This is a genomic window from Labrenzia sp. 011, assembly GCF_003075075.1.
Taxonomy (GTDB): Bacteria; Pseudomonadota; Alphaproteobacteria; order Rhizobiales; family Stappiaceae; genus Roseibium.
In genome coordinates, this window is the sequence record NZ_QCYM01000004.1 from 122112 (window position 1) to 136186 (window position 14075).

Consider the following 14075-nt stretch of genomic DNA (forward strand, 5'->3'; position numbering starts at 1 on the left):
GGCTGGACGGAACGCGCCCGAACCGGCTGCTTGCAGGCCCCTGCAACCTCCTCCTAGACCGGTAGAAATTTCGCCAGCAAACCGAGGGCGGCCGTAACCGCCAGAACGGTGGCAATGCCTCTTTTGGCGGCAAACACCAGCAGGGCAGCGACCAGCGCCATGGCCGCCAGCACCGGATCGAGGCTGGTGATATCGGGTTGAAGCACGGTGACCGGGCCGTAGCTGACGGTGCGGGTTTGCGTGAAAAGGACATTGAGGGCGAACCAGAGCGCCAGATTCAGGATCGTGCCGGCCACCGCCGCCGTGATCGCCGAGAGCGCCTTTTCCAGCCTGCGGTTGCCGCGCAAACGCTCCATCCAGGGGGCGCCGGCGAGAACGAACAGGAAACTCGGGGCAAAGGTCACCCATGTGGTCATGGCGGCTGCCAGAAGCGCACCCGTCAGGGGCTGAAACGGGGCCGGGTCGCGCCAGCCCGCGAGAAACCCGACGAATTGGGTGACGAGAATGAGCGGGCCGGGGGTCGTCTCCGCCAGTCCCAGGCCGTCGAGCATTGCGCCGGCGCCGAGCCATGATTTCGTCTCGACGGCCACCTGCGCCATGTAGCTGAGAAGCGCATAGGCGCCGCCAAAGCTGACGACAGCCAGCAGGGAGAAGAATTCGGCGACATCGACAAGCAGGCTGCCCGGGGACAGGAGGACCGCCGCCACCAGGGGCGGAGCACCCCACACGGCCAGGCCGGCCAGAAGGGTTTTCACCGTCCGGGAAAGTGACGCCGGCCGGGTCCGGGTATCTGTTTCTGCCAGGCCGGACCCGGATGCGGTTCCGAATGCCAGGCCGAGCAGGGCAGCGCCCGCGATGACAAGGGGGAAGGGGACGGAGAAGAAGAACAGGGCGCTGAAGGACCCGGCGCAGATGAACCAGGCAAGGCGGGTTTTCAGGGCTTTTCCGCCGATCCGCAGCAAGGCCTGCAGCACGATTGCCAGCACTCCGGCCTTCACGCCGTAAAACACGGCGGCCATGAGCGACGTGTCTCCGTAGGCGGCATAAATGTAGCTGACGACCGCCATGGCAATGGCGCCGGGAAGAACGAACAGCAATCCTGCGATCAGTCCTCCGAGCGTGCGTCCGCTCAGCCAGCCGCAATAGGTGGCAAGCTGCTGCGCTTCGGGGCCGGGCAGCAGCATGCAGTAATTGAGCGCATGCAGGAAACGGTCCTCGGACAGCCATTTCCTGTTTTCGACGAATTCCTGATGCATGACGGAAATCTGCGCCGCCGGACCGCCGAAGGACAGAAGCCCGACCTTGAGGGATACCCTGGTGACTTCGCCCAGCGAGGGAGCCGTGCTGCCGTTTGCGGCAGTGGCGGCCGTCCCTGGTGGTGGAGTGGTTCTGCGCATGAAGACCCTTGCCCTGAAAACCTTACCGCTTCCTACGCGCGGTTTGTGAAAGCGGCAAGACCGTCCGTCAGTCCGGCAACATTACAAAACGGTCATTTGCAAATCCGCTCCGCCGCAGCCACGTGTGAGGCAGAAACAGGAACCGAGCTGCGAGGGTAAGAGACGAATGTCCCGCACAATCAACGAAGAACGGGGTGCCAGGCGCGCGGAAGATCTGCGTCGCCGGTTCCGGCATGTCTCCGATGTATCCTTCAGGAGCGCGTCCGGCAGCCGGTCATGGCAGGGACAGCGTCATCCGGGCAGAAATCCGGCAACCGCGCCTGCGGGCGTGCAGCGGCTGCGGGCGCGCCGGTCACAGATGACGGATTTTCTCACCTGGTGTGTTCTGGCCGTGATCGTCGCCACGATCGGATTGGTCGTTTTCATTTAGGAGTTCACGCCCCGGGTGTGAAAAGCCCGCAATCCCGCGACAACGGGTCCTCGGAAAAGGTGTCAGATTTCGCAATAATGGGGTATCTGTTGCCGGCTCGCCCGAGTGAGGCAGGCCATGGCGCTTAAAAAACGCGCCTGCCGGAACTTTTTCGCGCGACGTGCGTTCCTCTTTGAGGTACCGGAATAGTAACGATTCGTGGTGCGGGGTAAACAGTGATGACATCGGCTGCCGCAGGACGGGAGACGGCGTTCCGACGCTGTTTGTATCTGGAAACACGGGATGAGCACGAAGCCACAGAAGCCACGTTCTCTCCCTTCATCGACGATCCCCATGGCCGGCTGACGTGGTTTCTTGCCGCGCAGCGATCGGGTCTTGCCGCGATTTTCCAAAGTCGTGCCAGCGAGGCCTGTGTGCTTTCGGGGACTGTCGTCGACGATCTTGTCAGGCGACTCGACCAGGATCTTCTGTCGGCCGGAGCGGTTGCCGTGGAGGTTGCTCCGGCCGGCCCGCTCGAACCTCTGGCGATCGACTATCTGGTGCTCGGTTCGCGTCTCGGCACGCAGGCACTGCGCCTGCGTCTGTTTTCCGGGGATCGTGCCGACGAAATTCCCGCTTATTTCCGGGCGCCTGCCTTGCCGCAGCTCTGGCGCGCCCATTGCCTCGCGCTTGAGGCCATCGCTCCGGGATCCGCGCGTGCGGACAGAATTCTGGAAAACGTCAAAACCGGCTTTGCGTTGTTCGCTCACGCTGCCGCCGCACAGAAGACATGACAAGGAACCGGGTTTGACTATCAATCATTCGGATCGGAATGCGGAACTTACTGTCGATTTGACCAATTGCGATCGTGAACCGATCCACCAGCTCGGACGTGTCCAGTCCTACGGCGCATTGCTTGCCGTTTCCTCGGACTGGATCGTCCAGCATGCCTCGATGAATCTCCGGGACATTCTCGGTATCCGGCATGAAGATGCTCTCGGGCGCCCCTTGGGCGAAATCGTTGTTGCCGAGGGTCTTGCCCGCATCCGCGATAATCTGCGTGCTGTCGCGAGCCCTCATGGAGCGGCGCGGCTTTTTGGTGTGGTGATGCGCGAAAGCGGAAACACTTTCGATGTCTCCGTGCATCAGTCGGGCAGCCATCTGATCATCGAATTCGAGCCGAAGCTCAGCACCCGCGGGCGGGATGTCCTTTCGGAGGTCTACCCGCAGATCGCCGCCCTGCGGCGGAACCGCGACCTGCGGCTGCTTGCGGGAGACGCGGCGCGCGGCCTGGGGGAGCTGACCGGATTCGACAGCGTCATGGTCTATCAGTTTCAGGCCGATCACTCCGGCAAGGTGATTGCGGAACAGCGGCTCGATCGCCAGAAAAAATACGACGGGATGATGTTTCCGGCTTCCGATATCCCGGTGCAGGCGCGGGCCCTCTACAAGCGCTCTCTGCTGCGGCTGATCGCGGATGTGAACGACGAGGGCAGCGCGATCGTGCCGGGCGCCGGTGTCGATGGTGTGCCTCTCGACCTGTCCCTGGCCGTCACCCGGTCCGTCTCGCCCATCCATATAGAATATCTTCGCAACATGGGGGTCGAGGCCTCCATGTCGGTATCGATCATGAAGGACGGGGAACTGTGGGGGCTGTTTGCCTGCCATCACGATAGCCCGCGATATATCGACTACGAGCGGCGCACCGCTGTGGAAATGTTCGCTCACATGTTCTCCTACGAGTTGAGCCGGTTCGAGGACGGTTTGCGGAAAACGGTCGAGCAGGATACCAGCCGGCTCCACGCCATGCTCATGGGGCATATGGCCAACGGGCGCGCCCTGGCCGACAGTCTTCTGGCCGTTTCGGAGGAGATCAATTCGGTCATTCCCCATGACGGGCTTGTCCTGTTTGAGAACGAGGGCTTCCACGCCACCGGTTCCGTGCCCAGCGAAGAGGAGTTTCTCTCCCTTGCACGCTTTCTCGACCGCTCCATCGGGTCTGCGGTCTTCACGACCGATTGCCTGAGCAAGCTCCATGAGCCGGCGGCGGATTACGCGGATCGGGTCGCCGGGCTGATGGCCATCCCGATTTCCAAGCGACCGCGCGACTATCTTGTCCTGACACGCCGGCAGGTGGAGGAAACGGTCGACTGGGCGGGAGATCCCTCCAAGCCGGCGAGCGTGGGGCCGAACGGCGCCCGCCTGACGCCGCGCAAGAGCTTCGAGGTCTGGCGGGAAACGGTCTTCAGACGCAGCCTGCCCTGGGGGGCACAAGAGGTCCATGCAGCGGACCTGCTGCGGGTGATCCTGCTGGAAGTGTTCCTGAAAGTGACGGACGCGGCCAATCTGGAACGCAAACGGGCGCATGAACAGCAACAGCTGCTGATTTCGGAACTGAATCACCGGGTGCGCAACATCCTCAACCTCATGCGCGGGCTCGTGGCGCAGTCGCGCTCTTCCGCACGAACGCTCGAGGAGTTCACCGCCAATCTTGACGGACGCATCCATTCGCTTGCCCGCGCCCACGACCAGCTGACCCTGGAACAGTGGGAACCGGCCTCGCTGCGCGCGCTGATCGCCTGTGAGTTCGCCGCCTATGCGGATAGCCAGTCCGAGCGCCTGTCGCTGAAGGGGCCGGATGCGATGATCACGCCCAATGCCTACACCACCCTGGCGCTCGTGTTGCACGAGATGGTGACGAATTCGATCAAATACGGGGCCCTGCACAACGAGGCCGGCCGGGTGTCGGTGGACATCACCGTGGAAAACAGCGGTGGTCTGCTGATCGACTGGACCGAACGCGGGGGACCGCCCGTGATGTCTCCCAAGCGCCGCGGTTTCGGGACCACGATTATCGAAAGCTCCATTCCTCATGAGCTGAAGGGGGATGCCGAAATCTCCTACAAGGTAACCGGCGTTGAAGCCCGGTTTCGACTGCCGGCGAGGGTGATCTCGCAGATCGTTGCCGAGGACGGGCCGGGCGGCACGGACCGGATTGCAGCGGCGGCCTCGGTGGACCTGCAGGAATACCGGCTGTCGGGTCAGGGACTGGTGCTGGAGGATACGCTGATCATCGCCATGGATGCGGCCGGCATGCTTCAGGACCTGGGGGCGTCGGATGTGAAGCTCGTCTCCTCGGTGAAAGCGGCGCTGGCCTGGCTCGAGGACAATACGCCGGAATTCGCCCTCCTGGATGTGAACCTGGGCGAGGAGCAGTCCGTGCCGGTGGCCGAAAAGCTTCGTGCGGAAGGCGTGCCCTTCGTGCTTGCCACGGGTTATGGAGAGGCGCCGGACCTCGTGAAGGCCTATCCGCCCTGCATTCTGCTGCAGAAGCCGTTTTCCATGAGCGCGCTCACCGGAGCCGTTTCAAAGGCCTTCACCCTGCCTGCATGATGGGCCGCAGCCGGTACACGGCCTCCGGCCGTGTTCCCGTGCCTCGGTCCCGGCAATGCGTGCCTCACAGAAGGAAGGGAAAGCCGCCTTCAAGCTTCAGGAGGGCGATCTTTGTTTCGGTGCCGCTGGCTCCGGAATAACCACCCAGTCCGTTTGCGGACAGGATGCGGTGGCAGGGGATGACGATGGGGATGGGGTTGGCCCCGCAGGCCTGGCCGACCGGCTGGCCGTAGGTGCCGAGGTCCCTGGCCAGGTCGCCATAGGTTCTGGTCTGTCCGTATGGGATCGCCTGCATTTTTCGGAAAACGGCCTGATGCAGTGCGCCGCCCCCGGGGGCAAGCGGCAGGTCGAACTCCTTCAGCCGGCCGTCGAGATAGGCCAGCACCTGCCGGCCTGCCTCTTTCAGCAAAGATGTTTCTCCTTGGCCTGGAGGTCCGTTCCATTGTATCTGGGTGATTGCGCTGTCAGTTTCGTGAATCGTCAGGCGCCCCAGCCATGTTTCAATCTCTGCGACAGGCATTTGCGTCCCCGCTTGGCTTACCCATTAAGTAAGGCCCGGGCGGGTTTATCTCAACCGGGGAATTTCAACCGGAAGGCTCCGGTTTCGTATCGTTTCGTCAATGGATGAATTTCAGGAAAAAGGCCCGCTGCCGATGGCGCAGGACAGTCAGAAAGACATCGCGGCCGGGGGGCATTCCACCACGGTGCCCCTGGTCGGGATCAGCCTCATCGTCCTGGCTTGCTTGTGTTTTGCCGTGCTCGATGCCACTGCGAAGTATCTTTCGGCGAGCCTGCCGACCCTGCAGATCGTCTGGATACGTTTTCTCAGCCATACGGTCATCGCGATGGTTCTGTTCCGGGTGTGGAAGACGCCCTCGCTCCTGAAGACGCGGCGCCCGGTGCTGCAGCTCGTGCGCGCGGTCTGTCTGCTGTCCACGACAATCCTGAATTTCTTCGCAGTGCGCTATCTGCAGCTTGCCGAGACCATGTCGATCATGTTCGCCGCACCTTTCGTCATCACGGCCCTTGCCGGGCCGCTGCTGGGAGAATGGGCCGGAATCCGGCGCTGGTGCGCGATCATCGTCGGCTTCATGGGCGTGCTGGTGGTCACCCAGCCGGGCGTGGGGGGCATGCATTGGGCCGCGATCTACTCGGTCGCCGCCATGATCACCTATGCGCTGTATGCGCTGTTGACCCGGCAGCTCACCGCCACGGACGGGTCGGCGGGAATGCTGATCATTTCGGGCCTCGTGGCGGCTGTCGCCATGACGCCGATCGGACTGTCGGTATGGGAAATGCCGCAGGACATCTGGACCTGGGCCTTGCTGCTGGTCACCGGCGCGCTCGGTGCAGGGGGGCATTTCGTGTTCATCATGGCGCACCGGATCGCGCCGGCTCCGGTCCTGGCACCTTTCATCTACAGCCAGATCGTGTGGATGATTGCGCTGGGCTATCTGATCTTCGCCGATGTGCCCACAGCAACAACGCTCCTGGGGGCAGCCATCGTGGTCGGCTCGGGACTCTATATTCTCTACCGGGAACGGGTGAAGGGCATCTAGGGCATGAGGCACGCGGAACTGGCGAGCATTGGGAAAAAGACCGAAATCCGGCGGTCAGGTGTCCAGAGGTTGACGGGCTTCGTGACTTCCAGTCTTATTGGCCCATCGCGTTGAAACGCCGATAAGATTTTGTCACCTGCCTGTTTTCAGGAGGAATGGGATGGAACTCGACCGCCGTATGTTGCTGGGAGGCGCTGCCGCTGCCGCAGGCAGCCTTCTTTTGCCGCAGGCCGCGCAAGCCAATGCCGCCGCAAATGCCTATTTCAACGGCTATCAGGACGACGCCGGTTACCAATACCGGCGAACCAATTTCAAGCGCATCGATCCGGTCTGGCGTCGCCAGATGGTCAAGTATTTCAGCCCCGAACCGCCGGGCACCGTCGTCGTGGATACCTCCAATCATTTCCTTTACTGGATCTGGGAGAACAACACCGCGCTGCGCTACGGTGTCGGAGTGGGCCGGGACGGCTTCAAGTGGTACGGCCGGGCGCGCATCGACCGGAAGGCCCTGTGGCCGCGCTGGGTGCCGCCGCCGGAAATGCTGCAGCGCCAGCCGGATCTGCCGCGTCTGGTCGAAGGCGGGGCGGCGAACAATCCGCTCGGACCGCGCGCCCTTTATCTATACCGGGACGGATCGGATCTCGGCTACCGGCTGCACGGTACGCTCGAGCCCTGGAGTATCGGTCATGACGTGTCCAGCGGCTGTGTGCGGATGTTCCCGGAGGATGTCATCGATCTGTACCAGCGTTGCCCGAAGGGGACCGCTGTTCTTGTGCTCGAGCATCTGGGTGCCGGTGCCGGCTGAGACCGGCGCATTCAAAACATGTGACTGAAGGATTGGGGGCTTCCTTGGGAAATCGGATTGGCCTGTTCGGCCGGGGCATACTCGCTGCCTTTCTTTGCGGGATGGGGCTGGCTGCCTGCAACAGCGCCGGCGGGCTGGTCTCTCCGGATGTGACCAACGCTCCGGCTGCCGGATTCGTCGATATTTCGCCCGGTTCCGAGGAAGAATTCATCGTCAATGTCGGGCGCCGGATCTACTTCGACCAGGGATCCGCCGTCGTCACCGATGAAGCCCGGATCACGATCACCAAACAGGCGGACTGGCTGAAGAAGAACAAGAAGTGGCTGGTCAAGATCCAGGGTCACGCCGATGATCCGGGAAGCGAGGCCGCCCAGAAGACCCTGTCGACCCAACGGGCAAATGCGGTGATGGCCGAACTCGTCAAGCTCGGGGTCAGTCCGAAGCGGATGTGGGTCAAGGGCTATGGCGTGGAACGTCCGGTCACCGACTGCGATGAGCTGGCGTGCAAGTCGCAGAACCGGCGGGTGGTTGTCAATCTGCGCGAGGAATTCGACGACTCCGCACCGCGATGACGACGGTTGATGGCGGCGTTGCCGGACCGCTGGCGGCCCTTGAGCGGCCGCGGGCGCCGTTCGCGCAGCGCTCATTGCCGGTTACCCCACAGCGGGATGCCATCAGGCGTGTTCGCATTTTGTCGAATGGTATTCCCTCCGCAAATGTGAGGTATAGGACTCGGGTGTGATTGAGAAAGCAGTGAATGTCTGAAGACAACGGATCGACCTCGCCGCCACCGGGAATACCGCAGAAGCCCGGGAAGCGGCTGACGCTCGGTCATATTGCGGATCATCTGGGAATTTCGACCGCGACCGTCTCCCTCGCCTTGCGTGACAGTCCGCTTGTTGCGGAGGAAACGCGGGCGAAGGTGAAGCTGACCGCGCAGGAGATCGGCTATATCTACAACCGGTCGGCCGCATCCCTGCGCACCGCCCGCAGCCAGATTGTCGGCGTCGCGGTTCACGACATTCTCAATCCCTATTTCGCCGAGGTGTTTTCCGCGCTCGAGGATGTGCTGGAAGAGCAGGGGCAGATGATCTTCATCTGCAATCACCGGGACGACGTGAACCGCCAGCGGGCGTTCGTGAACACGCTCCTGCAGCACAGGGCGGACGGGCTGATCCTGTGTCCCTCGGTGGGAACATCGGCCGAAGAGATTAACCGCCTTGTGGACCAGGGCATCCCGGTCACGCTGGTGGCGCGCGAGGTGCCCGGTGTCTGGGCGCCCTGTGTGCGCGGTGACGATCTTGTCGGTACCCGCATGATCACCAAACATCTGATCGACCAGGGGCACACCAGGATTGCCATGGCCGGCGGGCGGCGGGCAAGCTCGACCGGGCGGCTGCGGAATGCCGGCTGGCGGAAAGCGCTGGATGAGGCGGATATCGATCCGGACAGCCAGATCGATCTGCCCGAACTGATGACGCAGGCCGATGGCCGCGCGGCGGTGTCGGAAATTCTCGGCGCCAAGGTCCGCCCGACGGCCATTGTCGGCTTCAACGACCTGGTGGCCCTCGGCATGATGACGACCCTGCGCAGGGCGGGGGTCGAACCGGGGCCGGAGATGGCGATCACTGGATATGACGACATCGACGGGGCCGATACCCGTACGCCGGCGCTGACGACGATCCGCAATCAGCCGGACAAGATCGGCCGCCTGGCGGCCCTCACCCTGTTGCGGCAGATCGCGGGAGAGCGGGTTCCGAACAAGCCGATCGTCATCGAGCCGGAACTGAAGATCAGGGAAAGTTCCCCGCCGCCGGGCGTGCGGCTCGGGCCAAGGCTGGCCGAATAGGCGCTTCATGTGACAGCGGGTCTTAAAAGTACGGGCGGCCATGGCCGCCCGTTTTGTTGTCTGATGTCTTGTCTGGTCCCGCGCTAGCGCGGTTCGTCCCAGAGGCCCTTGAAGATCGCGTAGCAGGCCAGCAGGAGCACGATGGTGAATGGAAAGCCGGTGGACACGGCCATCGCCTGCAGGGCGCCGAGTCCGCCGCCGATGAGCAGGGCGATCGCGACCAGTCCCTCGAAGGTGCACCAGAAAACGCGCTGCGACAGCGGCGCGTCGACCTTGCCGCCGGCGGTGATCGTGTCGATGACCAGTGAGCCGGAATCCGAGGAGGTGACGAAGAAGACGATCACCAGGATGATGGCGATGAACGAGGTGATCGACGCCATCGGCAGATCCGCCAGCATGCCGAACAGGGACAGTTCGGGGTTGTAGCTGGCTATGACATATTCGTGCACCTGGCTGTCGCTGTCCGTCAGCACCTGTTCGACCGCCGTGCCGCCGAATGCGGTCATCCACAGGACGGACACGATGGTCGGGATGATCAGGACGCAGACCAAGAATTCGCGGACGGTCCTGCCGCGGCTGACGCGGGCGATGAACATGCCGACAAAGGGTGACCAGGAAATCCACCAGGCCCAGTAGAACGAGGTCCAGCCCTGACGGAAGCCGTCATCGTCGCGCCCGAACGGCATGGACAGCGGCACCACCTCGCGGGCATAGGCGCCGAGGTTGGAGAAGAAGCTGGAGATCAGCGTCCCGGTCGGGCCGGCGATGATGACGAACAGCAGCAGCAGTGCGGCGATCATCATGTTGATCTCGGAGAGCACCTTGACGCCGCCATCCAGGCCGCGCACGACGGAGATCATCGCGATGCCGGTGATGGCGATGATCAGGATGACCTGGGCGGTGATGCTGACGGGAATGCCGAAGACGAATTCCAGACCGGCGTTGGCCTGCTGTGCGCCGAAGCCGAGGGATGTGGCGAGGCCGAACAGGGTCGCGAACACAGCCAGGATATCGATGATGTGGCCCGGCCAGCCCCAGGTGCGTTCTCCGAAGATCGGGTAGAACACCGAGCGCATGGTGAGCGGCAGTCCCTTGTTGAAGGAAAACAGGGCGAGTGCGAGCGCGACCACCGCGTAGATCGCCCAGGGGTGAAGTCCCCAGTGGTAGATGGTCGCCGCCATGCCCATGGCCTTTGCGGCGGCGACATTCTCCGGAATGAGGTTTCCATCCGCATCGAAGGGCGACGGCACTCCGAGAGGCGCGGAGAACGCCATGTGATAGACGGGCTCCAGCACCCCGAAGAACATCAGCCCGATGCCCATGCCGGCGGCAAAGAGCATGGCGAACCAGCCGAAGTAGGAATAGTCCGGCTCCGCGTCCTGACCGCCGATACGGACCTTTCCGAGCGGTGTCACGATGAGTGTCAGGCAGACCAGCACGAAGACATTGGCCGAAATGATGAAGAACCAGTCGAGGCCGGACGTCAGCCACTTGCGCAGGGCATCGAACAGCGGTCCGACTTCCGTCTGGAACGCGAGGGTCAGAAAGACAAAGGCAACGACCGTCAGGCCGGAAATGAGAAAGACCGGGTTGTGGATGTCGAGATTGAACGGGCCGACATTGGCTTCGATATTGTCCTGACCGATCTCGTAACTGGTGTCGATGACGCCGGCAGCCCCCTCCGGGTCGGGGATGCCCTGGTTGGAATCGTTATCGCTCATGAGCGCGTTCCTTGTTGTTCGGGAGTTCCGGTTATCTGACGAGGAAAACGGACACGTCCGAATGTGTTGCGATACGGCCGCCATTGGAGGGCCAGAAATGATCGGAAAGGTGGGGAATATGGGTTTGCATCACCACCAGATCGGCCCCGGTTTCGTGGATGGCCTTCAGCAGCGCGTTCTCCAGATCCACGGCGGGATCATGGGCGAACATGGCATGGCCCGACGCCTCGATGCCGAGCTTTTCCGCCTGAGCCTTCGCATAGGCGTCGAGCTTTGCCCGGAATTCGTCGGGGGTATGCGCGACCGGTCCCGGTACGCTGGAGGTCACCGCGGCAAAGACGACGGGAATGCTGCTCATTTTCGCAAGGTAAGCGCCCGTGGCTACCGCCTTTTCCAGCTTTTCCGCATGGGTCAGATCGATCGGAATGAGTATTTTCTTGAACAAACGTCCCTCCCTGTTTCAAAAAAAGGCAAGAACATAACTCTCGCCTTTGTCATGAAGGGGCGGAGTGCCATTTCGATAAATGGATTTCTTTTGATTTGTTGCCGGACCGCCCACGGTTTCTGATGGCACACTCGCATATGCCCGGCGCAAGGTCAAAGCTATGGCAAGCCCGGTTCCGGAAGGTTCCGGCCTGTGTCAGGCGGCCCCTGGTGAATGAGGGCGATCGGTGCCGGCCGACGTCGGTCGGGAGGTATAGATGACGCATTTGTTGCGGCCGGAGGACTTGGCCTCGTAGAGCGCGGTGTCGGCCTTTTGCATCAGGGACGAGAACTCGATGTCCGCAGGGGTGGCAGCGGCCAGACCCATGCTGCAGGTGACGGTCTGGCCGAACCGCTCCAACTGGCAGTCCGTCAGGATCTTCTTCCGCAGTCTTTCGCAGACCAGCAAGGCTTCCTCTTCATGGGTTTCATGCAGGATCATGCAGAATTCCTCGCCGCCGACCCGGCCGAGCACGTCCACGGCGCGCAGGGCGCCGCCTATGGATGCGGCAAAGCGGGCAAGCACCTCGTCTCCCACGGCATGGCCGAATCTGTCGTTGATCAGCTTGAAATTGTCGATATCCACCATGACGGCGACGAAGGGCTGTTTCGACCGGCGGAAGCGCTGGATTTCCGTGTTAGCGCGTTCCAGGAAGGCGCGCCGGTTGAGTACCTGGGTCAGATCGTCGATGCTCGCAACCCGCTCCAGATTGATCTTGGCGTCCATGAGGGCCTGATGGTCGCGTTGGCGGGCGATTTCGTGACTGATCCAGTCGGCGAACTGGCGGACAATCTGGAGGTCCGCCGCACTGAAATCGCGTTTGCGGGACTCCGGAGCGGTGAAATTGATGGTGCCATGCAGGACGCCGTCGACGAACAGCGGCGCGCCGATATAGGTTTCCAGGGAGAACAATTCGTAACAGGGATGGCTGGAGAATTGCGATTGGGCGGCATTCGAGGTCGCAATGGGACCGTTGGCCTGAATTGTCAGGATGCAATAGGTGTCGCCGAGCGGGAAGGTCGTGCCGGCAACCAGTTCGCCCGCCGGGCTGTGGGCGTGGGTAAGCGTGTACCGGTCTCCCTCAACATGGCTGATTATCCCGAAGGGCAACTCGAAGTGTTCGCAGCCCAGCCTCAGGATTTCGTTGATCTTTTCATCATGCCCCAATTTCCGGGTTGAGGTGATCGCGTAGAGTTCAGCCAGCGTCTGCTCGGTCTTCTTGCGATCGGTAATGTCGTTGATCAGGACGACGAAGCCATCGACACCGCCGCGGCTGTTGAAACGCGGATTGCAGTCCAGGTGGCAGTCGCGCCGGATTCCGTCGGGAAAACGCAGGCTGACTTCCAGGTCGACCTTCTGGCCCGAACGCGCCCGCTGGAATGCCGGCCGCAGGGCCTCGCGATCCTTCCACGCCAGCCGATCTTGCAGGAAGGTGCCGATCAGGTCGTCGGAGGACCCGTTGAACCATTCGCATCCTGTCTTGTTGATGAAAACGCAACGCCCTTCCGGATCGATCTCCGATATGCTCGCCGAAACATTGTCCGCGATCAGGGACAGGTTCTTGTAGGCGCTTTCCGCGCGCGCCTGGGTTTCCTTCAGTTCGGTGATATCTGCCCGAATTCCCGCGGTGCCGCCGCTGCGCGTGCGTGTTTCCGAAATGCGTAGCCAGCGGCCGTCCGCAAGATGCTGCTCGATGACGGCGCCGTCGGCCGCGCGGTGTTTTTCCAGGCGCTGCGCAATCCACTCGTCATCACTCAGACCCCCGGTGTCGAACTGATTGCTTTTCAGACCGAAACGCAGGATGTCTTCGAACTGTTTGCCGGGGACAATCGCCTGGGTGGTGTCCGCATAGAGGTCGCGGTAATTGTCGTTGCAGATGAAAAGGCGGTCGTCGCTGTCAAAGATGGCGAACCCCTCGGAAATCGCCTCAAGCGCATCCTCCAGTGTCAGGGCGATATCGCTGAGTTTCTTTTCCAGCGACTTGCGCTTGCTGATGTCGCGAGCAACGAACATATAGCCGGAAAGCGTGTCCGTGGAATTGAAGATCGGCGCACTGATGATTTCCACGGATGTCGTCGTGCCGTCGCTGCGGACCACTTCGAAGGCATGGGGTTTCTTGCGGGCCTTGGCATTGTCGGGGGAGCGATACAATTCGCCGATCTGTTCGAACTGTCCCGGGTCGGCAAAGAACTGCCTGGTCGTCGTTCCGACGAGGCTGGCGGGCTCAACGCGCAGCAATTGCTCCACGGCCCTGTTCGCATAGACGATGACCCGGTCCGGACCTGTTACGAGTATACATTCCTCCAGTTCTCCGAAGGATTGTTCCAGATCCAGGGTAATGCTTTCAGTCATCTCCGTCCTGTCGATCTCTGTTCCGGTCGACCCCTCCCAACTTGTACCTGAAAGTTTAAAAAAGAGGGTGCGTAGAAATTCCTATTGGAATTGTATTTTACTCTTC

12 protein-coding genes are annotated in these 14075 nt (G+C 61.9%); 7 read left to right on the forward strand and 5 right to left on the reverse strand.

From position 1 onward, the window contains the following. Positions 1–53 precede the first annotated feature (53 nt). Complete coding sequence (gene chrA, locus DCO57_RS06760; protein WP_116698106.1) at positions 54–1397, reverse strand: chromate efflux transporter; 1344 nt, start codon at positions 1395–1397, stop codon at positions 54–56. A 166-nt stretch (positions 1398–1563) separates the two neighbouring features. Here chrA and DCO57_RS06765 point away from each other — a divergent pair, with 166 nt between their 5' ends. From DCO57_RS06765 to DCO57_RS06775, 3 genes are all read left to right on the forward strand, one after another. Next, positions 1564–1827, forward strand: coding sequence for a hypothetical protein (locus tag DCO57_RS06765; RefSeq protein WP_116698107.1), 264 nt, complete (start codon positions 1564–1566; stop codon positions 1825–1827). Between the two features lie 218 nt (positions 1828–2045). Then, a complete protein-coding gene (locus DCO57_RS06770; RefSeq protein WP_208977839.1) occupies positions 2046–2600 on the forward strand; it encodes a hypothetical protein in 555 nt (184 codons plus the stop codon). 13 nt (positions 2601–2613) lie between these two features. Then, complete coding sequence (locus tag DCO57_RS06775; protein WP_116698108.1) at positions 2614–5199, forward strand: HWE histidine kinase domain-containing protein; 2586 nt, start codon at positions 2614–2616, stop codon at positions 5197–5199. A gap of 64 nt (positions 5200–5263) precedes the next feature. Here DCO57_RS06775 and DCO57_RS06780 read toward each other — a convergent pair whose 3' ends face one another. Beyond that, complete coding sequence (locus tag DCO57_RS06780; RefSeq protein ID WP_208977840.1) at positions 5264–5608, reverse strand: methylated-DNA--[protein]-cysteine S-methyltransferase; 345 nt, start codon at positions 5606–5608, stop codon at positions 5264–5266. 244 nt (positions 5609–5852) lie between these two features. Between DCO57_RS06780 and DCO57_RS06785 the strand changes: the two genes are divergently transcribed. From DCO57_RS06785 to DCO57_RS06800, 4 genes are all read left to right on the forward strand, one after another. Further along, positions 5853–6758: a DMT family transporter gene (locus DCO57_RS06785; protein WP_116698239.1), complete on the forward strand. Its 906-nt coding sequence runs from the start codon at positions 5853–5855 to the stop codon at positions 6756–6758. Between the two features lie 160 nt (positions 6759–6918). Further along, positions 6919–7563: a L,D-transpeptidase gene (locus tag DCO57_RS06790; RefSeq protein WP_116698110.1), complete on the forward strand. Its 645-nt coding sequence runs from the start codon at positions 6919–6921 to the stop codon at positions 7561–7563. Between the two features lie 101 nt (positions 7564–7664). Beyond that, positions 7665–8135, forward strand: coding sequence for an OmpA family protein (locus tag DCO57_RS06795; RefSeq protein ID WP_116698240.1), 471 nt, complete (start codon positions 7665–7667; stop codon positions 8133–8135). A 185-nt stretch (positions 8136–8320) separates the two neighbouring features. Next, positions 8321–9412 carry a LacI family DNA-binding transcriptional regulator gene (locus tag DCO57_RS06800; RefSeq protein WP_116698111.1) on the forward strand — a complete coding sequence of 364 codons (1092 nt, stop codon included), beginning with the start codon at positions 8321–8323 and terminating at the stop codon, positions 9410–9412. Positions 9413–9495: 83 nt separating this feature from the next. On the opposite strand, the gene DCO57_RS06805 is transcribed toward DCO57_RS06800, so the two are convergent. The 3 genes from DCO57_RS06805 to DCO57_RS06815 all read right to left on the reverse strand — a co-directional run bounded on the left by DCO57_RS06805 (position 9496) and on the right by DCO57_RS06815 (position 13969). Next, complete coding sequence (locus DCO57_RS06805; RefSeq protein WP_116698112.1) at positions 9496–11133, reverse strand: BCCT family transporter; 1638 nt, start codon at positions 11131–11133, stop codon at positions 9496–9498. Positions 11134–11164: 31 nt separating this feature from the next. Further along, positions 11165–11578, reverse strand: a complete 414-nt coding sequence (locus tag DCO57_RS06810) for a universal stress protein (protein WP_116698113.1) — start codon at positions 11576–11578, stop codon at positions 11165–11167. A 195-nt stretch (positions 11579–11773) separates the two neighbouring features. Then, positions 11774–13969 (reverse strand): diguanylate cyclase, encoded by a 2196-nt coding sequence (locus DCO57_RS06815; RefSeq protein ID WP_116698114.1) that lies wholly within the window; start codon positions 13967–13969, stop codon positions 11774–11776. Positions 13970–14075: the final 106 nt, after the last annotated feature.